Annotated in this window: 17 protein-coding genes; 6 read left to right on the forward strand and 11 right to left on the reverse strand. The window is 61.7% G+C overall.

The features are described from left to right. Positions 1-19 precede the first annotated feature (19 nt). Both KKQ10_RS00970 and KKQ10_RS00975 read left to right on the forward strand, forming a co-directional pair. Positions 20-265 (forward strand): hypothetical protein, encoded by a 246-nt coding sequence (locus tag KKQ10_RS00970; RefSeq protein ID WP_215499757.1) that lies wholly within the window; start codon positions 20-22, stop codon positions 263-265. Further along, complete coding sequence (locus KKQ10_RS00975; RefSeq protein WP_215499759.1) at positions 228-3,872, forward strand: RCC1 domain-containing protein; 3,645 nt, start codon at positions 228-230, stop codon at positions 3,870-3,872. The genes KKQ10_RS00970 and KKQ10_RS00975 overlap by 38 nt, the downstream gene beginning before the upstream one ends. 97 nt (positions 3,873-3,969) lie before the next feature. On the opposite strand, the gene KKQ10_RS00980 is transcribed toward KKQ10_RS00975, so the two are convergent. The 7 genes from KKQ10_RS00980 to KKQ10_RS01010 form a co-directional block, all read right to left on the reverse strand. Beyond that, positions 3,970-5,607 (reverse strand): BatD family protein, encoded by a 1,638-nt coding sequence (locus KKQ10_RS00980; protein ID WP_215499761.1) that lies wholly within the window; start codon positions 5,605-5,607, stop codon positions 3,970-3,972. Further along, positions 5,604-7,340: a tetratricopeptide repeat protein gene (locus KKQ10_RS00985; RefSeq protein ID WP_215499763.1), complete on the reverse strand. Its 1,737-nt coding sequence runs from the start codon at positions 7,338-7,340 to the stop codon at positions 5,604-5,606. The genes KKQ10_RS00980 and KKQ10_RS00985 overlap by 4 nt, the downstream gene beginning before the upstream one ends. After that, complete coding sequence (locus KKQ10_RS00990; protein ID WP_127652253.1) at positions 7,337-8,416, reverse strand: vWA domain-containing protein; 1,080 nt, start codon at positions 8,414-8,416, stop codon at positions 7,337-7,339. The genes KKQ10_RS00985 and KKQ10_RS00990 overlap by 4 nt, the downstream gene beginning before the upstream one ends. Continuing rightward, positions 8,409-8,906: a DUF4381 domain-containing protein gene (locus KKQ10_RS00995; protein WP_127652252.1), complete on the reverse strand. Its 498-nt coding sequence runs from the start codon at positions 8,904-8,906 to the stop codon at positions 8,409-8,411. Before KKQ10_RS00995 ends, KKQ10_RS00990 begins: the two co-directional genes overlap by 8 nt. After that, entirely contained in the window at positions 8,903-9,847 is a 945-nt protein-coding gene (locus tag KKQ10_RS01000; protein ID WP_215499764.1) for a DUF58 domain-containing protein, read from the reverse strand. Before KKQ10_RS01000 ends, KKQ10_RS00995 begins: the two co-directional genes overlap by 4 nt. Before the next feature lie 5 nt (positions 9,848-9,852). Further along, entirely contained in the window at positions 9,853-10,812 is a 960-nt protein-coding gene (locus KKQ10_RS01005) for an AAA family ATPase (protein WP_003218556.1), read from the reverse strand. 268 nt (positions 10,813-11,080) lie between these two features. Beyond that, positions 11,081-11,434 carry a hypothetical protein gene (locus KKQ10_RS01010; RefSeq protein WP_215499766.1) on the reverse strand — a complete coding sequence of 118 codons (354 nt, stop codon included), beginning with the start codon at positions 11,432-11,434 and terminating at the stop codon, positions 11,081-11,083. A gap of 505 nt (positions 11,435-11,939) precedes the next feature. Between KKQ10_RS01010 and KKQ10_RS01015 the strand changes: the two genes are divergently transcribed. Beyond that, positions 11,940-16,835: an NAD-glutamate dehydrogenase gene (locus KKQ10_RS01015; RefSeq protein WP_215499768.1), complete on the forward strand. Its 4,896-nt coding sequence runs from the start codon at positions 11,940-11,942 to the stop codon at positions 16,833-16,835. A gap of 217 nt (positions 16,836-17,052) precedes the next feature. Here KKQ10_RS01015 and KKQ10_RS01020 read toward each other — a convergent pair whose 3' ends face one another. The 3 genes from KKQ10_RS01020 to pdxR form a co-directional block, all read right to left on the reverse strand. Next, the gene (locus tag KKQ10_RS01020) at positions 17,053-17,454 is read right to left on the reverse strand and encodes a cupin domain-containing protein (protein ID WP_215499769.1); all 402 of its coding nucleotides are present in this window, start codon (positions 17,452-17,454) and stop codon (positions 17,053-17,055) included. 197 nt (positions 17,455-17,651) lie between these two features. Further along, on the reverse strand, positions 17,652-17,945 hold the full coding sequence (locus KKQ10_RS01025; protein WP_127652248.1) for a putative quinol monooxygenase: 294 nt from the start codon (positions 17,943-17,945) through the stop codon (positions 17,652-17,654). A 123-nt stretch (positions 17,946-18,068) separates the two neighbouring features. Further along, positions 18,069-19,502 carry a MocR-like pyridoxine biosynthesis transcription factor PdxR gene (gene pdxR / locus KKQ10_RS01030; protein ID WP_215499771.1) on the reverse strand — a complete coding sequence of 478 codons (1,434 nt, stop codon included), beginning with the start codon at positions 19,500-19,502 and terminating at the stop codon, positions 18,069-18,071. Between the two features lie 315 nt (positions 19,503-19,817). On the opposite strand from pdxR, the gene KKQ10_RS01035 reads away from it, so the two are divergent. Next, complete coding sequence (locus tag KKQ10_RS01035; protein ID WP_215499773.1) at positions 19,818-20,258, forward strand: carboxymuconolactone decarboxylase family protein; 441 nt, start codon at positions 19,818-19,820, stop codon at positions 20,256-20,258. Between the two features lie 168 nt (positions 20,259-20,426). Here KKQ10_RS01035 and KKQ10_RS01040 read toward each other — a convergent pair whose 3' ends face one another. Then, entirely contained in the window at positions 20,427-20,741 is a 315-nt protein-coding gene (locus KKQ10_RS01040) for a hypothetical protein (protein WP_215499775.1), read from the reverse strand. 207 nt (positions 20,742-20,948) lie between these two features. Between KKQ10_RS01040 and KKQ10_RS01045 the strand changes: the two genes are divergently transcribed. Continuing rightward, complete coding sequence (locus KKQ10_RS01045) at positions 20,949-21,626, forward strand: secretin and TonB N-terminal domain-containing protein (RefSeq protein ID WP_215500371.1); 678 nt, start codon at positions 20,949-20,951, stop codon at positions 21,624-21,626. Further along, positions 21,623-22,174 carry an RNA polymerase sigma factor gene (locus tag KKQ10_RS01050; protein WP_215499777.1) on the forward strand — a complete coding sequence of 184 codons (552 nt, stop codon included), beginning with the start codon at positions 21,623-21,625 and terminating at the stop codon, positions 22,172-22,174. The genes KKQ10_RS01045 and KKQ10_RS01050 overlap by 4 nt, the downstream gene beginning before the upstream one ends. The last annotated feature ends 21 nt before the right edge of the window (positions 22,175-22,195 follow it).

Genomic DNA, 22,195 nt, shown 5'->3' on the forward strand with positions numbered 1-22,195 from the left:
CGCAACAGTTAAGGAGGTGATGGCCGCAGATGAAATGAAGGCGGCAAAAGAGGAGGGAGTTTACCGGCAAACTCAATGGCGCGCGTTGATGTTGATACAGAGAGCGGCATGCCGCCTGTCGCGACTGTCAGATCTGACAGTAGCTAGTGTTTGGAACCGGGTGGTGGAATATCCGTTTCGCCAGACCATCAGGTCGATGGCTTTCTACCATCGCGGAGTCGCCCTTCATGAAATCGACAACAGCGTTCGGCACATCTTCTTCTGATCCGGGAATCAATTCACTCAAGCCCTTGATCATCAGCAAGCTCAGGAGGCCCGTTGAAGGTTATGACGGAGGTTTACCGGTGGCGGGGGTAGAGGGCGGTGTAGAGCTTCTGGTGTTGCCTTGGCTGGTCATGAAGGATGGCGATGTTCTTGAAATTTTCTGGGGCAGTTTTCTGGACTCGGTCTACAGCAAAGTCATCGACACAGAAGATGAAAACGAAATACTCAAAATCACTCTCGACGAGGCGGGCATCCGCAACGGCGACAATTATCCCGTGTTCTACAGAGTAACCCGCCCTACGCAGGGACCGGAGGAGACCCCGCCATTGAGAATACTGGTCAAGCGGGATCGCCCCGGGGGTGATGACGACGACCTTGGTACCCCCGGTCACCAGAACCTTCGCTATCACATTCCCCAAAGCATCATCGACCACGGCGTCGGCCCTGAAGAGGCCGCGATCGGTGTGCTGATCACGATCCTGCCGTACCTTTTCATGCGTATCCACGATCGTGTGAAGGTGGCGTGGGGCAGCGTCGAGAAAATCGTCGAGGTCGAGCAACGTCATATCGACGACCCGATTGGCAACCCGGTTGTTGTGAACATCGACCAAAGCATGATTGAGCAGGCAGGTGACAGCGCCGGGACAAGTGTGGCCTATCAGGTGGTTGATGAGTGCGGCAATTATCCAGACCCGCGATCACCTTGGTCGGCGGAAACCAAAATCCTTGTGGATCTGAAAGGCAATCGCCTTGATGCGCCCATCGTGGTGCAAGCCGATCCGGAGAGTGACGTCATCGATCTCGAGGTATTGAACGATGAGGACGTCACCGTTCTGGTGAATACCCCCAGCAGCGCTTTCAGACTCAACGATGTCGTTGCACTGTTCTGGCAAGGCATCACCGCCGAGGGGGCGACGATCAATCACGGCCCCGTGGAGTTGTCGGTCACGCGGGTTGGCATCGCGCTCAGCTTCGACATTCCGAATCAAAAAGTGCGCGCCATTGCCAAAGGCCGGGCCAGTGTTTCCTATGTATTGAAGCGAGCGGGCGGGACTGATCAGCCGTCGAAGAGCATTGGTATCACGGTGACGGGGGAGGTCTTCCGTTTGTCGCCACCTACGGTAGACGAGGCCCCTGAAGGAACACTGGACCCGGATGAACAATGGGCCACCGTGCGAGTTGGATGGTATCCGGGGCGTGCCCCCAGTGATCTGCTGACAGTGATCTGGGAAGCTACCCGGCCCGAAGGTGGCACGGTGTATTACGAAGACGCACGCTCGGTCGGCAATGTGCCGGATGATGAACCAGTGTTGCGTAACGTCGCCCGTGCGGTGATCCAGCGTTTCGACGGGTTGAAGGTTGCGGTGTTCTATACCGTTGCCAACGATGACGAAGAATCAGCGCGCAACGTACGTGAGTCGTTGCGATTCGAGATGCAGGTGGGCGAGGTGCTGCCGCTGTTTGAGGTGCCGCGCGTGGACGAGGCGGTGCCCGGCACGTCCTTGCTCGACCCGGAAGCCGTACCGCCTCTGGGCTGTAAATTGATTGTGCCGTACCTTGAAACGTTGTTCGGCGACGAGGTGCATTATCGTTGGCGCGGTTCGGCCAGTAACGGCAGCACCAGTGACTGGCTCCGGCTGACTTCGCAAACCGAAGGCAAGGAAGTGCCGTTCACGGTGCCAAAACAGTTCGTGACCAACAACGTCAATCGCCGGGTCGTCAGTGACTACTTTATCCTGCGTGACGGTAAAACCCTGGGTTACTCGTTCCCCCTGACGTTACGCGTCGGCAATTCGTTGCTGGATTTTGATCCGCCTACTGTCGATGGTGCGCGTGGTGATCAGATTGATGTAAGCGCGGTGCCGGGTGTTGGCATAACAGTGCGCATTGCAGCGGCGTATGGTCTGAACGTTGGCGACAGCGGCGAGGTTCGCTGGATCGGCATCGCCGGAGGTGGGACGGCTATTGTGCCGTTTCGAGTGGGGGCCGGGGAAGCGGGGCGTGACAAGCTGATAACCGTGCCCAGGTCGGTGGTACTGGCAAATATCGGACGGGATATTTCGCTGGATTGCACGGTGTTGCGTCAAACCGGTGGCCGCCACTATTCGCGGGTGGCTGTTTATGACGTGCTCGCCTCAGTGGGGACGGGCCGTTTGCTGGTGATGGGCGCGCGGTCGCGGGGCAATTACCAGATTTATGGTGGCGGGGCTTCGTGGTTGACCGCGCTGGATGCCACTACCCGGCAGCCGATCAAGGCCTGGTGGCGTTACAACGGCGAGGAGAGCGAGATCAGCGGTACCACGTTCCGTGACACCTTGCCGGATCGGCTGCTGCATGTGCGGACCGGTGATGATCAGGTGGTGATCAATCCGATGAACGTGTGTGGGAACGGTAACTTTATATCTTCCTCTTCAGCCAATTATGCAGCCATTGCGGCGCGGACGGATCGTGGAAATCTGGTGGCGTGGGGGCACGCTGGTCGTGGGGGTGACCTGGGTCCGTTGCTGCCTGACGTCGCCGACGCGGTCGCGCTGAGTGCCTGCGGTTATGCCTTTGCGGCGCGTCGGGCCAGTGGTGGAGCGGTGGCTTGGGGGCGGAGTACGGATGGAGGTGTTGTGCCTGAGCCGATCAGTCTGTTGCGGGATATCGTGGCGGTAAGCGGCAATGGTTATGCGTTCAGTGCGTTGCGTCGCGACGGGAGTTTGGTGGCGTGGGGAAACCCTGGTTTGGGTGCAACACTTCCAGAGCCGATAGCTGCGTTGAAGGACGTCGTCAAAGTGATTGGCAATATTTACGCCTTTGCCGCGCTTCGGGCCAATGGTTCGGTAGTGGCTTGGGGGGACGAGCGTTACGGAGGTAATGCGCCTGCGCCAATCGCAGCTTTGACTGACATCGTCGATATAGTCGCTACCGCTTATTCCTTTGCCGCGCTTCGGGCCAATGGTGCGGTAGCGGCATGGGGATACGACGGGTCCGGGGCTGTCGTGCCTGCAGAGATTGGAGTGCTTAGAGACATCATAGAGCTGATCAGTACCGAGCGAGCCTTTGCCGCACGACGCAGCAATGGCAGTGTGGTTGCCTGGGGGAATAAAACATATGGCGCAAGCGTTCCTGCGCCGATCGCCGCGCTGACGGATATTCGGACTGTGACAGGCAATTATGGATCATTTGTGGCACTGCTCGGCAGCGGTCGCGTAGTGGGTTGGGGAGCCCAGGCAGTTCCAGCACCGGTCGCCGCACTGACTGACATCGTACAAATCGTATGTGCGCGAGCCGCGTTTGCCGCACTGCGCGCCAACGGCTTCGTTGTCGTTTGGGGGAACACTGAATTGGGCGGAAAAATTCCGGACTCCGTTGCGGCCAAACTGATCAACGTCCGCGCCCTTTATGGCAACACCCATGCCATCGCCGCGCTGACTTCCAGCGGACAAATCGTGACCTGGGGGCCTGGTTCGGCTGGCGGCAACAGCGACGCGGTGGCGGACCAACTCAATGGCAAAATCTTCTACGAAGCCACAGCGCTATCCCGTGGCTTGGGAATGCGTGAGGAACGCCTGGCGGCAGTGGCAACAGAGGCAGCAGAAAGTGACGTGAGGACGACAAGGTAATTGCCTGAAAGCCTTAAAGATCGCAGCCTGCGGCAGCTCCTACAGGGTATACGGTTGTCCCGTGCAGGAGCGGCCGCAGGCTGCGATCTTTTGCTTTTTACTTCGGGTAAAGCGGCGGCAGCCCGCTGTCACCCACCGGATCCTGTACTCGTTCGGCCGCCGGAATCGTGCGGATTGCCCGCCACAAATCCTCACCCTGCCAATGTTGGCCGGTCTCGCTGTACAGCGCGCCGTTGAGGCCGTCGAGGGCGTCGGACAACGGCACAAACCGCGCCGCCATGTCCGCCAGGGTTTCCGGTTGTTGACGGGCCCAGGCGTCCAGCGCCTGCCGCGTCGCTTGCGGATCGTTGGCCTGACTTGCGCGTTTGATGTCGTCCAGCAATGTACGCGGGCTCGGGCCGGTTTGTGCGGCACGCAGGATCGCCGGTTGCCAGCGTGCGCGCCACCACAGGCCGAAGCCGAGCAGGGTGGTGCAGGCGAGGATCAGGGTGCTGAGTTTCCACCACCACAGGGTGTCGCTGTCGACGCTGGCCGATTGCAGGGTGCCGGCCGGGGTGTCGACCTGCAGGCTCGGGTTGCTCGCCACTTGCAGGGTGCGCGCCGGCAGGCTGGTGTGTTCCAGGTGATCTTCGAAGGTGTTCCACCAGACCACGTCGACCGTCGGCAACTCGATCGAACCGCTACGGCTGGGCACCAGCGCTTCGCGTTCTTCACGGCTGCCGATCAGGCCGCGCTCGCCGCTCTGGTTGCTCAACACCGGTTGATCCGGGTAGCGGCGCAGGCCGTTGGTTTCGGTGGCAGGCAGGGCGGGCAACTGTGAGCTGGCCAGGCCTTCGACTTTCAGGGTCAGGCTGCGGGTCAGCGAGTCACCGACCTGGGTGTGCTCCGGCTCCGGGTTCCAGCTTTCACTCAGGCTCAGGCTGCGTGCGGGCAGCCACGGCGCATCGGCGGGGTAGGTCAGCGGTTTCGGTTTGACCGTCAGCGGAATCTCGGCGGAACTGACGCGCAGCAGCTTGCCCGGTTTCGGGCCTTGTGCGGTCGCATCCTGAGTCGGTTGGGTGTCGACCAGCGTGGCGCTGAACGTCTGCGCGGCGATGCTCAGCAAACCGCTGTGCTGCGGGTAGATCGCATAGCGCATCTCGATCACGCCATGGCGCACGCCGTTGATGTCTTTCTCATAGGTGCGCGTGTCGCCCAGTTGCTCGATCCGCGCATCGGCGATTTGCAGCGGGGACAGGTTGCTGTCGTCGTACAGCGACACTGAGTGGTAAATGCGCAGCGTCAGGATCGCCTGCGCCTGCACATACACGCTGGACTGGTCGAGGCTGGCCTCGATGAACACCGGGGCCGGGTTGTTTTTCTCTTCGCGGGTGTCGCTCTCGACCACTTGCACGGTGATCGGCTGGCTTTGCACGTCACCCAGTTGCAGCGGCGGAATGACCACGCTGCCGTTTTCTTTTGGCAGCAGGGTGATGATCCAGCGCGTGGTGGCGCGGTTGTCGCCACTGAGGGTGTTCAACTGATTGACCTGGCGCGTGCCGCGCACCTCGAACAACGGCTCCAGCGGGGTCAGGTCGGGCTTGCCGAACTGCGTGACATCGCTGGTTTCGAGGGTGAGCTCGACCGTCTCGCCGGAGTTCAGGCGACTGCGATCCACGCTGGCCGTCAGCTCGGCCGCCTGGGCGATGGCCGTGCAGATCAGCAGGGGCAGCAAGAGAGCGGTGAAGCGGGTCATCGAGTATTTTCCTGATCCTGATGTTGTTGCTGTTCGTACCAGAATTTGCGTCGCAGCAGTTCGCCCGGGTCGTCGGGGATCTTGCCCAGCCATTGTTCCAGAGCCTGACGTTGCTCGCCTTCGAGGTTGTCCTCGTTCGGGCGCAGCGTCGGCACGCTGTTCGTTTCTTGCGCCTCATCGCTGCCTGGCACTTCATTAGGCCCCGGTTGCGGCGGGGTGGTCGGCGGCGGTTCGCTGGCCGACTCGCCGGGCTGAGCCTCGCTCGGGGTGTCGCTTTTGACTGCCGGTGGCGGTGCGGTCGCCGGTGGTGGTTCATCACCGGGCACGTTCGGTTGGGCCGATGGTGTCTGCGGTTCTGCCGGCGGCGGGGCATTCTTCTGCTTGAGCAGATTCTCCACCAGGGCCTTGTTGGTCAGTGCCGGGCGCAAGTCCGGTTGCAGTTCCAGCGCCTGTTCATAGGCATCGATGGCCGCTTCCAGCTCACCACTTTTCGCCAGGGCGTTGCCACGATTGTAGTGGGCGCGGGCATCGCTGCCTTCGGCGAAACGCTGAGCGGCGCCACTGTAATCGCCGGCCTCATACAACGCCACCCCTTGCCACTGATGATCTTCAAAGTGTTCGGCGGCTTCGCCCGGGCGCTTCTGTTTGAGCAGGTGCAGGCCCTGTTGGTCGGGGCGCAGCCACAGGTCTTCGAAGTCGAAAGCGTAGCTTGGCTGCGGCAGGCACAACAGCAGCGGCATACAGAACAGCCAGCCACGCCGCCCGGCGCAGGCAGCCAGCAGCAACAGCGGCAACAACAGCCAGTAACCCTGATCGGCCCAGGTGTCGAGGCGCACGGTCTGGCCATCGTCACGCAGGCTGCGTGGGCCGTTGAGCAGGCCGAGGGCGCCGAGATCACCTTCGTCCAGGCGGGCAGGGTGGTATTCGCCGCCGACACTGGCGAGGAAGGCGCCGAGGCTCGGGCTATCGAGTTGCGGCACGCGGATCGCGCCTTGTTCGTCCTTGAGGAAACTGCCGTCTTCCTGGGCAATCGGTGCACCTTCAGCGGTGCCGATGCCGAGCATCAGCATTGGCGCCGATTGCTGGCTCAGGGCGCGGCGAATGCCTTGGCGTTCTTCTTCCGTCAGCGAGGAACCGATCAGCAGAATCCGCCCCTGACCGAGCGCACCTTGCTTGAGCAACGCCAGCGCCTTGCTCACGCCGAGATCGGCGCGGTGGCCGCTTTCCGGCATCAGCGACGGCTTGAGCGCGTCGAGCAGATTGCGGCTGGTCGCCAGGTCATCCGACAGCGGCACCAGCGTGTGCGCGCTGCCGGCGTAGACGACGATCGCCGTCTGCGCATCGCTGCGTGCCTGCAACAGGTCGAACAGCTTGCGCCGGGCCTGTTCCAGGCGGGTGGGCGGTGAATCGGTGGCGAGCATTTCCGGGGTCAGCTCCAGCACCACCACCAACGGATCGGCGGGTTTCTGGCTGGTCTGTTCGACCCGCTCCCAACTCGGCCCGAGCAGCGCGACGAGGGTCAGCAGCCATGCCACACCGAGGGCAACCCACGGCAGCTTGCTGTCGCGTCCGTTACCACCGCTGAGCAGCGTCGAGTGAAACGCCGGCGGCAGAATCATCTGCCAGCGCCCGGCGCGTTTCTGCCGATGCCAGAGTTGCCAGAGCAGCCAGCCCAGCAGTGGCAGCAACAACAGCCACCAGGGGCGGAACCAGTGCGGCCAGAGCGCGATCATCGGCGCCTCCGCAGACGCAGGCGTTTGAGGCGCTCGCGCCAGTCAGGCAGCGGACTTTGCAGATACAGCTCCTTGGTGAACAGGCGTTGCAGCGGGTTGTCCGGCCACAATTCGCGGGCGACCAGCAACAGGCTCAGCAGCAGAGCAAACGCCAGCGGCCACTGATACAAGGCTTGCGCCGGACGCGCCTGCGTGGGTTGCTGGGTCACCGGCTCCAGTTGATCGAGGGTGTCCTTGATCGCTTGCAGTTCCTTGCCATCGTGGGCGCGGAAGTATTGGCCGCCGGTGGCCTGCGCGATGGCCTTGAGTGCCGGTTCGTCGAGGTCCAGGCTCGGATTGACCCCGAGCAGGCCAGTGCTGCCACTGTCCTGCGGGTTGGCGCCGATGCCGATCGGGTAGATTTTCACCCCTTCGCTGGCGGCCAGTCTGGCGGCGGTCAGTGGATCGATTTCGCCGCCGTTGTTGGCGCCGTCGGTCACCAGAATCAGCACCCGGCTTTGCGCCGGGCGCATGCGCAGGCGTTTCAGCGCCAGGCCGATCGCGTCGCCAATGGCGGTGTTCTTGCCGGCGATGCCGATGCGCGCTTCATCGAGCCAGACGCGCACGGTGTGGCGGTCGAAGGTCAGCGGTGCCTGCAGGTACGCCTGACTGCCGAACAGGATCAGGCCAACCCGGTCGCCGTCGCGGCTTTCAAGGAAATCGCCGAGCAGGTGCTGCACCAGCGACAAGCGGCTGACGTCTTCGTCCTGCCACTGCATGTCGGGGAAATCCATCGAGCCGGAAACGTCCACCGCCACCAGCAGATCGCGCCCGCTGGCGGCAATCGGCAACGGCTCACCCAGCCATTGCGGGCGAGCGGCGGCGCTCAGCAGCAACAGCCACAGCAGCATGAACGGTGCTTGCTGGCGCCATGCCGGCAGGTTGGCGCGGGCACGTCGCCGCGCCAGGCCTTCGAGGTCGGCCAGAAAACTCACGCGTAGCGCCGGCTCACCGCTGTCGGCCACCGGCAGCACCAGACGCATCAGCCACGGCAGCGGCAACAGCAGAAAAATCCACGGCCAGGCGAACTCAAACATGTTTGCGAATCCAGGTTTCGACGGCTTGGGTCAGGCCGGCGATGGCTTTGTCGTCGAGTTTGCATTCGGGTTTGTAGGCGCCTTCGACCAACACCATCCAGCGCGTCAGGCCGGCGGCCGGGCAGCGGTTGTCGAGAAACGCCAGCCATTTGCGGCCATTGAGCGTATGGCTCTGGCTGTAGGGGTAGTGGTTGCGGCACAGACGCTTGAGCAAGCCGTTGAGCTGTTGCAGCCAAGCCCCGGCCGGTGCGCCGTCGTAGGGTTTGGGCATCTGCGCCAGTTCGGCCAGCGCAGCGATGCGCACCGGGTCCAGCGGTTGCTCGGCGCGCACGATCGGGCGCTTTCTGGTCGGTATGAACCGACGCAAGCGCCACGCGGCGAACCCGAGCAGCGGCAGCAATAAAATCAGCAGCCACCACCCCGGCGCCGGCGGCCAGAAGTCGATCGGCGGTGGGGAAATCAGTGGCTGCAGTTGCTCGAGGCCGTTCATCGACCGCTCCCCGGACGCTGCGGATTGAGGAACTCACGCATCTGCTCGACCATTTCGCTTTGCGTGCTCAGCGGCATCAACAGCACTCGCAGCTTTTGCGCGAGCAGTTCCCAGCGGGCGATGCGGGCTTCTGCCTGCGCGCGATAGGTCTGGCGCAGCTCGAAATTCAGCGTGTCCAGCTCCAGCTGGGCGCCTCTTTCGGCGAATCGCAACAGACCGGCGGCGGGCAGCGCGTGATCCAGCGGATCGGACAGCGGCAGCAGTAACAGGTCGCAATGGCGCGACAGCAGGCTCAGTTGCTGCTCGGCGCTGTCGGACAGCGCACGCTCATCGCAGATCACGATCACCAGGCTGCCCGGGCGCAACACTTCACGGGCCCGGCGCAGGGCCACACCGAGGGCGTCGCGGTCCGGTTCACGTTCACTGTGCAGCGACTGATTGACCTTCACCAGGCGGTTGAGCAACTGCAACAGGCTCTGCTTGCTGCGGCGCGGCTTGATTTCGTAATGCTCGTTGTCGCCGAACACCAACCCGCCGACCCGGTCGTTATGGCCCAGCGCCGCCCAGCCGATCAGCGCTGCCGCTTGTGCGGCGAGCACCGACTTGAACATCAGCCCGGAGCCGAAAAACAACTGCGTGCTTTGCTCGACCATGATGAAAATCGGCCGTTCGCGTTCTTCATGGAACAGCTTGGTGTGCGGCTCCTGGGTGCGCGCCGTGACGCGCCAGTCGATGGTGCGCACGTCGTCGCCGGCCTGATAGACCCGCACCTGATCGAAGTCGACCCCACGGCCACGGAATTTCGAGTGATGCAGGCCGATCAACGGGCTGCGCTGGCTCGGCGTGGAAAACAGCTGCACTTCGCGCACACGGTGACGCATCTCGATCAGGTCGGTGAGGCTGATGCGGATGCCCGGTTCGGACGGCAGAGGGGTGTTCATGGGGGTCAAGCGACGGCTACGACGTCGAGAATCCGCTGCACCACCCGATCCTGATCGATGCCGGCGGCTTCGGCTTCAAACGACAGAATGATGCGGTGACGCAACACGTCGAACAGCACCGCCTGAATGTCTTCGGGGCTGACGAAGTCGCGACCGGCCAGCCAGGCGTGGGCACGGGCGCAGCGGTCGAGGGCGATGGAGCCGCGCGGGCTGGCGCCATAGGCGATCCACTCGGCCATTTCCGGGTCGAATTTGGCCGGGGTGCGCGTGGCCATGACCAGTTGCACCAGGTATTCCTCCACGGCGTCGGCCATGTACAGACCGAGGATTTCCTTGCGCGCGGCGAAGATCGCCTGCTGGCTGACCCGGCGTTCGGGTTTGGTTTCGCCATTCAGCGCTTCGCCACGGGCCTGCTGCAGGATGCGGCGTTCGACGGCAGCGTCCGGGAAACCGATTTTGACGTGCATCAGGAACCGGTCGAGCTGCGCTTCCGGCAGCGGATAGGTGCCTTCCTGCTCGATCGGGTTTTGCGTGGCCATCACCAGGAACAGCGGCGACAGCTCGTACGTGCTGCGCCCGACGCTGACCTGACGTTCGGCCATGGCTTCGAGCAGTGCCGATTGCACCTTGGCCGGGGCACGGTTGATTTCGTCCGCCAGCACCAGGTTGTGGAAGATCGGCCCTTGCTGGAACACGAAACTGCCGGTTTCCGGGCGATAGATCTCGGTGCCGGTGATGTCGGCCGGCAGCAGGTCCGGGGTGAACTGGATGCGATGGAACTGGGCTTCGATGCCCTCGGCGAGTTCTTTGATCGCTTTGGTCTTGGCCAGACCCGGAGCGCCCTCGACCAGCATATGGCCGTCGGCGAGCAGGGCGATGAGCAAGCGCTCGATGAGTTTTTCCTGGCCGAGAATCTGCGTTGAAAGAAAGGTTCGCAGCGCTAGCAGCGCTTCACGATGTTCCATCGGTGACTGTTCCTGGAAAGGGTGGCCGCAGGCGTTCGGATAACGCCGGGGCTGGGGGCGTTACTTTAATCCATCGAGGGGGGTGGCGACTAACGGCATTTTGCGCAAAGTGCGGGAAATGACCGGGGGATTTGGTGGATTTTTGTAGAAGGGAAGTGATTGGTTGCCTGTACCGGCCCTATCGCGAGCAGGCTCACTCCTACAATGGGCCGTCATGCACCGTACTGTAGGAGTGAGCCTGCTCGCGATGGGGCCAGTCCAGTCGACATCAAATCTGGCTGATATAGGTCCCGGTGCCATCCAGAATATTCTTCAGGGTTTCTTCAACCTCATCCAGATCAACCATATCCGGGTTGAAGCTGATCTCCAGCACATCATCCCCATTCAGCGCATCGGCATCCGCTGCCGCAATCTCGATCTTCAGCAGCGTCTTGCTCAGGGTGACTTTCACCCCGTCGAGGGTCGAAGGCTCGCCGTCCAGGGTGATCTCCAGTTCATCCTCGTCCGGATAACGGCTCATCAGAAACATATCGCCCTTGTCGCTGTGGCAGCAGAGCATGGCCATGTTGTCTTCTTCGTCATCGCACGGGTTGACGATCAGTAGGGCGGTGGTCATTTGCATGGGGGAATTCCTGCCTCGGCGGGCGTGTTGGTCGCAATTGGGCGCGATTCTGCCAGCCCTCGGGAATTTCTGCATGTGAGAGTGTCAGAGGATGTGTCGTGAACGCGACGCAGGTCAATGGTCATTTCTGGCACGCCTGTACCGTAAAAACGGGCATTCAAGCCGCCGTTTTCCTCCATGAATGCTAGTGTTTATCGGTGCCAGATCCCTTGTTTACGTGCCAATGACCGAATATGTCGCAGCACCGCAAGCAGACACATTGTCGCACCCATTAAGCTGCGCAACGGATGAGCACCCGTAAAGACATTGTCGGCAGCCCCGACAGTCGTTTTTGCAGATGCCCATTCAATGGAAGGTGAATGTGACCTGAGTGTCTCGTCCAGCTTCACCCACCTGTCCCCCTGTTTCCTCTGCCCGAGAATCAGGAACAGGGCGACACAAGCCCCGAAAGGGGTGTTGCACGCGACGCTTTCCATCAATAACAAGCTTAAGCGGAGTACCACAGATGGCGTTCTTCACCGCAGCCAGCAAAGCCGACTTCCAGCACCAACTGCAAGCGGCACTGGCGCAGCACATCAGTGAACAGGCACTGCCACAAGTGGCGCTGTTCGCTGAACAATTCTTCGGCATCATTTCCCTGGACGAGCTGACCCAACGTCGCCTCTCCGACCTCGCTGGCTGTACTCTTTCCGCGTGGCGCCTGCTTGAGCGCTTCGATCACGCGCAACCGCAAGTGCGCGTCTACAACCCTGATTACGAGCGTCATGGCTGGCAGTCGACCCACACCGCGGTCGAAGTGCTGCACCACGACCTGCCGTTTCTGGTCGACTCGGTCCGCACCGAGCTGAACCGTCGCGGCTACAGCATCCACACCCTGCAAACCACCGTGCTCAGCGTGCGTCGTGGCAGCAAGGGCGAACTGCTGGAAATCCTGCCAAAGGGCAGCACCGGCGAAGGCGTGCTGCACGAGTCGCTGATGTACCTGGAAATCGACCGCTGCGCCAACGCCGCCGAACTGAATGTGCTGAGCAAAGAGCTGGAACAGGTGCTCGGTGAAGTGCGTGTCGCGGTCGCTGATTTCGAGCCGATGAAGGCCAAGGTGCAGGAGATCCTCACCAAGCTCGATAACAGCGCATTCGCCGTCGATGCCGACGAAAAGACCGAAATCAAGAGCTTCCTGGAATGGCTGGTGGGCAACCACTTCACCTTCCTCGGCTACGAAGAGTTCACCGTTGTCGATCAGGCCGATGGCGGCCATATCGAGTACGACCAGAATTCCTTCCTCGGTCTGACCAAACTGCTGCGCACCGGTCTGACCAACGAAGACCGTCACATCGAAGACTACGCGGTGAACTACCTGCGCGAACCGACTCTGTTGTCGTTCGCCAAGGCTGCGCACCCGAGCCGCGTGCACCGTCCGGCCTACCCGGACTACGTGTCGATCCGTGAAATCGACGCCGACGGCAAAGTCATCAAGGAACACCGCTTCATGGGCCTGTACACCTCCTCGGTGTATGGCGAGAGCGTGCGGGTCATCCCGTTCATCCGTCGCAAGGTCGAAGAAATCGAACGCCGTTCCGGCTTCCAGTCCAAGGCTCACCTGGGCAAGGAACTGGCGCAGGTGCTCGAAGTGCTGCCGCGTGACGACCTGTTCCAGACCCCGGTCGACGAACTGTTCAGCACCGTGATGTCGATCGTGCAGATCCAGGAACGCAACAAGATCCGCGTGTTCCTGCGCAAAGACCCGTACGGTCGCTTCTGCTATTGCCTGGCCTACGTGCCGCGCGACATCTATTCCACCGAAGTGCGCCAGAAGATCCAGCAGGTTCTGATGGAGCGCCTGAAGGCCACCGACTGCGAGTTCTGGACGTTCTTCTCCGAGTCCGTGCTGGCCCGCGTGCAACTGATCCTGCGCGTCGATCCGAAGAACCGCCTCGACATCGACCCGCTGCTGCTGGAAAAAGAAGTCGTACAGGCTTGCCGCAGCTGGCAGGACGACTACGCCGCGCTGACCGTCGAGAGCTTCGGCGAAGCCCACGGCACCAACGTGCTGGCGGACTTCCCGAAAGGCTTCCCGGCCGGTTACCGCGAGCGTTTCGCGGCGCATTCGGCCGTGGTCGACATGCAGCACCTGCTGAGCCTGAACGAAAAAAATCCGCTGGTGATGAGCTTCTATCAGCCGCTGGGCCAGGCCTCCGGCCAGCGCGAGCTGCATTGCAAGCTGTACCACGCCGACACCCCGCTGGCACTGTCCGACGTGCTGCCGATTCTGGAAAACCTCGGCCTGCGCGTGCTGGGTGAATTCCCGTACCGTCTGCGTCACACCAGCGGCCGCGAGTTCTGGATTCACGACTTCGCGTTCACCGCTGCCGAAGGCCTGGAGCTGGACATCCAGCAGCTCAACGACACCCTGCAGGACGCGTTCGTCCACATCGTGCGTGGCGATGCCGAGAACGATGCGTTCAACCGTCTGGTGCTGACCGCCGGTCTGCCATGGCGCGACGTGGCGCTGCTGCGTGCTTACGCCCGTTACCTGAAGCAGATCCGTCTGGGCTTCGACCTGGGCTACATCGCCAGCACCCTGAACAACCACACCGACATCGCTCGCGAGCTGACCCGGTTGTTCAAGACCCGTTTCTACCTGGCGCGCAAGCTGGGCAGCGATGATCTGGAAGACAAGCAACAGCGTCTGGAACAAGCGATTCTGAGTGCACTGGACGACGTTCAGGTGCTCAACGAAGACCGTATCCTGCGTCGTTACCTGGACCTGATCAAAGCCACCCTGCGCACCAACTTCTATCAGACGGATGCCAACGGCCAGAACAAGTCGTACTTCAGCTTCAAGTTCAATCCGCACGCGATTCCTGAACTGCCGAAGCCAGTACCGAAGTTCGAAATCTTCGTTTACTCGCCACGCGTCGAAGGCGTGCACCTGCGTTTCGGCAACGTCGCTCGTGGTGGTCTGCGCTGGTCCGACCGTGAAGAAGACTTCCGTACCGAAGTCCTCGGCCTGGTAAAAGCCCAGCAAGTGAAAAACTCGGTCATCGTGCCGGTGGGCGCGAAGGGCGGCTTCCTGCCGCGTCGTCTGCCACTGGGCGGCAGCCGTGACGAGATCGCGGCCGAGGGCATCGCCTGCTACCGCATCTTCATTTCGGGTCTGCTGGACATCACCGACAACCTGAAAGACGGCGCGCTGGTACCGCCGGCCAACGTCGTGCGGCATGACGACGATGACCCGTACCTGGTAGTGGCCGCGGACAAGGGCACTGCAACCTTCTCCGACATCGCCAACGGTATCGCCATCGACTACGGCTTCTGGCTGGGTGACGCGTTCGCCTCCGGTGGTTCGGCCGGTTACGACCACAAGAAAATGGGCATCACCGCCAAGGGCGCGTGGGTTGGCGTACAGCGCCACTTCCGCGAGCGCGACATCAATGTCCAGGAAGACAGCATCACCGTGGTCGGCGTGGGTGACATGGCCGGTGACGTGTTCGGTAACGGCCTGTTGATGTCCGACAAGCTGCAACTGGTCGCGGCCTTCAACCACATGCACATCTTCATCGATCCGAACCCGAACCCGGCCACCAGCTTCGTCGAGCGTCAGCGCATGTTCGATCTGCCGCGTTCGGCCTGGACCGACTACGACACCAGCATCATGTCCGAAGGCGGCGGTATCTTCTCGCGCAGCGCGAAGAGCATCGCCATTTCGCCGCAGATGAAAGAACGCTTCGACATCAAGGCCGACAAGCTGACTCCGACCGAACTGCTGAACGCCTTGCTCAAGGCGCCGGTGGATCTGCTGTGGAACGGCGGTATCGGTACTTATGTGAAAGCCAGCACCGAAAGCCATGCCGACGTGGGCGACAAGGCCAACGACGCGCTGCGCGTGAACGGCAACGAGCTGCGCTGCAAAGTGGTGGGCGAGGGCGGTAACCTCGGCATGACCCAACTGGGTCGTGTGGAATTCGGTCTCAATGGCGGCGGTTCCAACACCGACTTCATCGACAACGCCGGTGGCGTGGACTGCTCCGACCACGAAGTGAACATCAAGATCCTGCTGAACGAAGTGGTTCAGGCCGGCGACATGACCGACAAGCAACGCAACCAGTTGCTGGCGAGCATGACCGACGAAGTCGGTGGTCTGGTGTTGGGCAACAACTACAAGCAGACTCAGGCCCTGTCTCTGGCGGCACGTCGTGCCTACGAGCGCATTGCCGAGTACAAGCGTCTGATGAGCGATCTGGAAGGCCGTGGCAAGCTGGACCGTGCCATCGAGTTCCTGCCGACCGAAGAGCAGATCAACGAGCGCGTTGCGGCAGGCCATGGCCTGACCCGTCCCGAGCTGTCGGTACTGATCTCGTACAGCAAGATCGACCTCAAGGAACAGCTGCTGAACTCGCTGGTGCCGGACGACGATTACCTGACCCGCGACATGGAAACGGCGTTCCCGCCGACCCTGGTCAGCAAGTTCTCCGAAGCCATGCGTCGTCACCGTCTGAAGCGCGAGATCGTCAGCACCCAGATCGCCAACGACCTGGTCAACCACATGGGCATCACCTTCGTTCAACGACTCAAAGAGTCGACCGGCATGAGCCCGGCGAACGTGGCCGGCGCCTACGTGATCGTGCGTGACATCTTCCACCTCCCGCACTGGTTCCGTCAGATTGAAGCGTTGGACTACCAGGTCTCCGCTGACGTGCAACTGGAGCTGATGGACGAGCTGATGCGTCTGGGCCGCCGTGCTACCCGCTGGTTCCTGCGTGCCCGCCGCAACGAGCAGAACGCTGCCCGTGACGTGGCGCACTTCGGTCCGCACCTGAAGGAGTTGGGCCTGAAGCTGGACGAACTGCTGAGCGGCGAAATCCGTGAAAACTGGCAGGCGCGTTATCAGGCTTACGTCGCGGCCGGTGTTCCGGAGTTGCTGGCGCGTATGGTGGCGGGTACCTCGCACCTGTACACCCTGCTGCCGATCATCGAAGCGTCCGACGTCACTGGCCAGGACCCGGCCGAAGTGGCCAAGGCTTACTTCGCCGTGGGCAGTGCGCTGGACATCACCTGGTACCTGCAACAGATCAGCGCGCTGCCGGTTGAAAACAACTGGCAGGCCCTGGCCCGTGAAGCGTTCCGTGATGACATCGACTGGCAGCAACGTGCGATCACCATCTCGGTCCTGCAACAGGGCGACGGCACCCTGGACGTGGAAGCACGTCTGGCGCTGTGGATGGCGCAGAACGAAGGCATGATCTCGCGCTGGCGCGCCATGCTGGTGGAAATCCGTGCGGCGAGCGGCACTGACTACGCCATGTATGCAGTGGCCAACCGAGAACTGCTTGACCTCGCGTTGAGCGGTCAATCGGTAGTGCCTGCGGCTGCTGCGAATGCCGAGCTTGAGCCGGCCTGAGTAGTGGTTGAATGAAAAAGCCCCGGTGTCGTGAGATACCGGGGTTTTTTTATGTCTGAGGTTTTTGTGGTGTTTGTTCCGCCCCCTTCGCGAGCAAGCCCGGTCCTGCAATTGGAATGCGTTCCCCCTGTAGGAGTGAGCCTGCTCGCGATGAGGGCATTACTGTCAATACAACTTATGTGCTCCGTCTTTTTATTTATGGCTGTTCAAACAACCATCAGTTTTTCAGGGGGATCAGCACTTGCTCGTCTGGCGCCAGCACCATGAACACCAGTAACTTCGCCGGTTGGGTTGTGCTGGCGTTTTTCGACACCAGATGCTCGGAGCCAGCCGGTTCGTACCAGAACTGGCCTTTCTTGTAGGTGATCGGCTGTTCGCCCTTGACCTGGGAAATCACTTCGCCTTCCAGCACGTAGGCCATGGCGGTGCCGTCGTGTTTGTGGGCGATGGAGGACTGTCCGGGCTGGTAGTCGACCTCGATCATCATGGCTTTTTTGTCGGGAGCGTTTTTCAGCATCTGATCTTGCAGCACCGTGACTTTCTCGGACGGGTCATGGGCCAGGGCAGCGGCAGACACAGACAAAGCGAGAACAGCGGCGACGAGGTGCAGGGCTTTCATGGCGGATCACCTGTTGGAGGAGGGGCTGGTGACCACAGTAGTCTGCAGGGTGGGGCGAGCAAACGGCCAATATTCGGGAAGATCGGGTGACCAATTGGCCTTGACCCAAAGCAAAAGATCGCAGCCTTCGGCAGCTCCTACAGTGGAATGCGTTTCCAGTAGGAGCTGCCGAAGGCTGCGATCTTTTGATCTTGCTTCTAAACGATTGGGAAGCTGTTGAAATCCACACTATTGGCCAGTCGGCTATCGATCAGGTCAATAAACCCCTGCGCCTCGGGCCGGTTGAAGTGCGCCTGCATTGCCGCTTCCGACTGCCAGTGGGCACTGACCGTCCAGCGATGGTTGTCCTCGGGGCAGCGGTCGACCATATAGGAGTCGCAGCCCGGTGTTTCGCGCAGGGTGTCGACGATCTTCTGCAACTGCCGGCCGAGTTCTTCCGAACGGCCGGCGGCGGCTCGCACCTCTACGGTGTTGATCACTTCGTTGGACATTGCTCACACTCCTGAATCAGGCCGGACGAATCCTGCTCATTGAGGGATAACGCCAGTGCAGAATAGGCCTGCGCCCGGTGAACACCAATAACCAATCGGCGGTTAATCGCCCAGACCAATCATTCACGCAACTTGTTGCAGTATGTCGCGCAGGCGATCCAGGGCGATGTCGATGTCCAGCGTCTCGATGGCACCAAAGCCGAAGTACAGGCCGCTCTTCACCGGTTGCTGGTCATAGAAAATGTCGATGGAGTACAGGCCGACCTCGACCTTTTTCGCCAGTTCGATCACCAGCGGCAAATCGATCGGCACCTTGCACAACACCGCCATGTGGAAGCCCGCGCTGGCCGGCACCGCGTCGAGCCAGGGCGACAGATCGGTGGCCATGCGCGCCAGAATCCGTTCGCGGCGCTGGGCGTAAATCGCGTGGCAGCGGCGGATGTGCTTGAGCAGACAACCCTCGGCGATGAACTTGGCCAGCGCCCATTGCGGCAGGGTCGAGGCATGCTGGTCGGTGAGTTTTTTGGCACGAATCACCGCTTCGAGGATCGCCGGCGGCAGGATCGCGTAGCCCAGGCGCAGCTCTGGCAGCAGGGTTTTGGAGAACGTGCCGATGTAGGCGACGATGCCGCGCTGATCGAGGTTGTGCAGTGAGTCGGTGGGGCGACCTTCGTAGCGGAATTCGCTGTCATAGTCGTCCTCGATGATGATCGCCCCCAGCTCATAGGCCCGGGCCAGCAAGGCTTCGCGGCGCGCCTGGCTCATCGACATGCCCAGCGGGAACTGGTGCGACGGGGTGACGTAAATCAGCCGCGTGCCCTCGGGAATCTGCTCGACCACAATGCCTTCGGCGTCCACCGGAACACCGACCACTTGCGCACCGTGGGAGCCGAACAGCAGACGCGCTGGCGGGTAGCCCGGGTCTTCCATTGCCACCCGGCTGCCGGGGCTGATCAGTACGCGGGAGATCAGGTCCAGCGCCTGTTGTGCACCGTTGCACACCACGATGTCTTCGTCCTGGCAGTTGATCCCGCGCGAGAACGCGATGTGCCCGGCAATCGCGTGGCGCAGCGCCGGCAGGCCTTCGGGCACGCTGTAGAAACCCTTGGACGCGGCCATCTGGCGCATGGCGTGCGCGACGCAGCGGCGCCAGTCGTCATGGGGAAACTGGCCCTTGCTGGTGGCGCCGCCGATGAAGTCGTAGCGCAGCGAGCCTTGCAGCGTCGGGTGCTGCAGGAACATCGGCAGGGTGCGCCAGCGCTCGATCACCTCGGCGCTGGCCAGTTCAGTGTGGCTTTGCTTGCGCTGAATCTGCGCCGGGCGCGCATTGACGTAAGTGCCTTTGCCGATGACCCCGGTGAGGAAATTTTCATACGTCAGCTGCGCGTAGGTGTCGGAAATGGTCTTGCGCGAGATCCCCAGTTGCTCGGCCAGCAGACGACTGGGCGGCAACTGCGTGCCCGCCGCCAGCCGCCCGGATTCGATGGCACTGCGCAGCTGTTGGTACAACTGACCGGCCAGGTCCTTGCGGCCATTGATCACGACATGCAGTTCCATACCGACGCGGCTCCGGGGGGCGATTGAAGTGTCGGCCAGATTAACTCTGTTTGCTGAGGTGGCAGTAGTTGTGCAGCACAAATACCCGGAATTGGTCCCCATCTCTGTAGGAGCTGCCGAAGGCTGCGATCTTTTGATCTTGCTTTTGTTTATAAAAAACCAAAGTCAAAAGATCGCAGCCTTCGGCAGCTCCTACAGGGGTTGTGTGTTTGACGGGGATGCAATGGTGTATCGATATTCCATGGAATTGGGGCTGTAACGCCGACAGGTCTGCGCTTACCGTAAAGCCACTATCCCGCATTCCGAGACCTGCCCATGTCCCCGCGTCTGGACTACTACAGCGCATCGCCCAAGGCGATGAAAGCCATGATCGCCATGGAAGCGCTGACCAGCAACCTGAGCATCGAAGCGCCGCTGTTGCAGCTGATCAAGATCCGCGCCTCACAGCTCAACGGCTGCGCGTTCTGCACTGACATGCATTCGGTGGACGCGCGGCGGGCCGGGGAGAGTGATCGGCGTTTGTATGCGATAGCGGTATGGCGCGACAGCGGCTTTTTCAATCCCCGCGAGCGGGCCGCGCTGGGCTGGGCCGAGGCGGTGACATTGTTGGCCGACAGCCATGTGCCGGACGATGTCTATCAACAGGCCAGGGCGCAATTCAGCGAGGTCGAACTGGTCGACCTGACCATGGCCGTGAGCACCATCAACTGTTGGAATCGCTTGGCGGTGAGCTTCCGCCAGACCCCAAGCGACTGATTGCGCCCGGGTTGAGAACATCTATTGTGGCGAGGGGGCTTGCCCCCGTCGGGTTGCGCGACTGAACAACACAAAACCTGTAGGAGCTGCGGCACGCTGCGATCTTTTGATCTTGCTTTAAAAATCAAAGTCAAAAGATCGCAGCGTGCCGCAGCTCCTACAGGGTCCTCAGTTGGCAGGGCGCTGCGGTTTCACCGACGTGCCGAAGGTATTACCCATCCGCGTACTGGTCCCCGCCGGCGTCGCAAGCCCGACCTGATTCGGTGGTCGCTTGTTCACCGGCACGTTCAGCGCTTGCTGATTCTTCTGTGCAGCCGCCGCGCCTTCGGGGTTGTTGCCCATCTGCTGGCTCAGGCAGTCGTAATTCGGCGCCTTGTAGCCGCCGACTGTCACTTCCACGCAGCCCAGTGGTTGCTCGGCATAAGCGCTCGACAGCGCCGCCAGCAACAGCCCGCCAAGGGTGAATCGCCACCGTGTTTTCATGCTCGCCTCCTGGCCGGCCCGGAAGGGCCGCGCTATGGCTTGAGTCTAGTGCAAGCCCCGCGCAAATCCCGTGATGGTTTTTTTGCACCGCCCGTCACACCAGATTCATAAACAGCCATCAGGATGACGATTTCCAAGGATTCGTCAGCCGTGCAGCGAGGCAGTTCCAGGGACAGTTTTCAGCGTTCAACGAGGCTTGTGCGCCGGATGTGTCTGGGGTTGCTGTTTGGCTGGCCGCTGGGCTGGTTTAGCGGCGCGGCGACAGCCGAATCGGTGCCGACGGACCTGCGTATGACGCTGCACATTCCGGCGCAGGAGCTGGCCCGGGCGCTGGATCAGTACAGCCACGCCACAGGGGTGGCGGTGCTGGTCGACAGCCAGTTGAGTCGCGGTCGGCGCTCATTGGCGGTCGACGGTGAATACACCGCTGCCGATGCGCTGCGCCGGTTGCTCGGCGGCAGCGGGCTGATGGCGCGTTACGCCCGCGACGATGCGTTCACCTTGCAGGTGGCGCAGGTCGAGGACGTGCCATCGCCCCTGGAAAAAACCACGCCGGCCAGCGCCGCCGTGAGTCGCAGCTACGCCACCGCCGTGCAAGCGGCGATCGAGCGCAACCTGTGCCGTTCGCCACTGACCCGTCCGGGCAGCTATCGCGCGGTGTTGCAGGTCTGGGTCGGGCGTGACGGCGTGGTGCAGCACAACCGGTTGGTCACCACCACCGGCGATGTACGGCGCGATACCGCGCTGGTGGAGAGCTTTCGCAATCTCAGGATCGACCGGCCGACGCCCAGCGCGTTACGTCAGCCGGTCACGTTGCTGTTGTTACCGGAGTCGTCAGGGAAACGCATGGAATGCACCAAATGGGAAGGAGTTTCCGGGGGATGAAAGACACCGGACAAGGTTCGATGGTCCAGCTGTTCCTGACGTCCTACGAGGACTTTCGGGTGCGCTTGCGACGCCGTCTCGGCTCGGAAGACCTGGCGAACGACGTGCTGCACGAAACCTACCTGCGGGTCGACCGCATGGAAACGCCGCCCAACCTGCTGCGGCCCAATGCCTACCTGTATCGCATGGCGCTGAACATTGCCGCCGACCGGCGTCAGGCCGATGCGCGCCTGCTCACCGGCAGCGAAGTCGAAGAGCTGCTGCAAATCGGCGACGAAGCCCTGGACCCGGCGCGAGTCGTGGGAGGGCAAAAGGAAATCCAGTCGCTGCTCAGCGCGTTGTACGAGCTGCCGGCACGCCGCCGACGAATCTTCATCGCGGCGCGCCTGGAGGAGGCGCCACACCTGGAAATCTCCCAGCGCTTCGGCATCTCCACACGCATGGTCGAGAAGGAAATCAAAGCCGCGTTGGGCCACTGCGCAGCGAAACTGGAAAGAAAAGTGTTTCAGCGGTTCGGTCGCGGGGCCGGAAAACCGTCTAGAGAGTGAAGCTGGGTAAAAAGTCCCGAT

The organism is Pseudomonas sp. MG-9 (assembly GCF_018729515.1).
GTDB classification, from domain to species: Bacteria; Pseudomonadota; Gammaproteobacteria; order Pseudomonadales; family Pseudomonadaceae; genus Aquipseudomonas; species Aquipseudomonas serboccidentalis.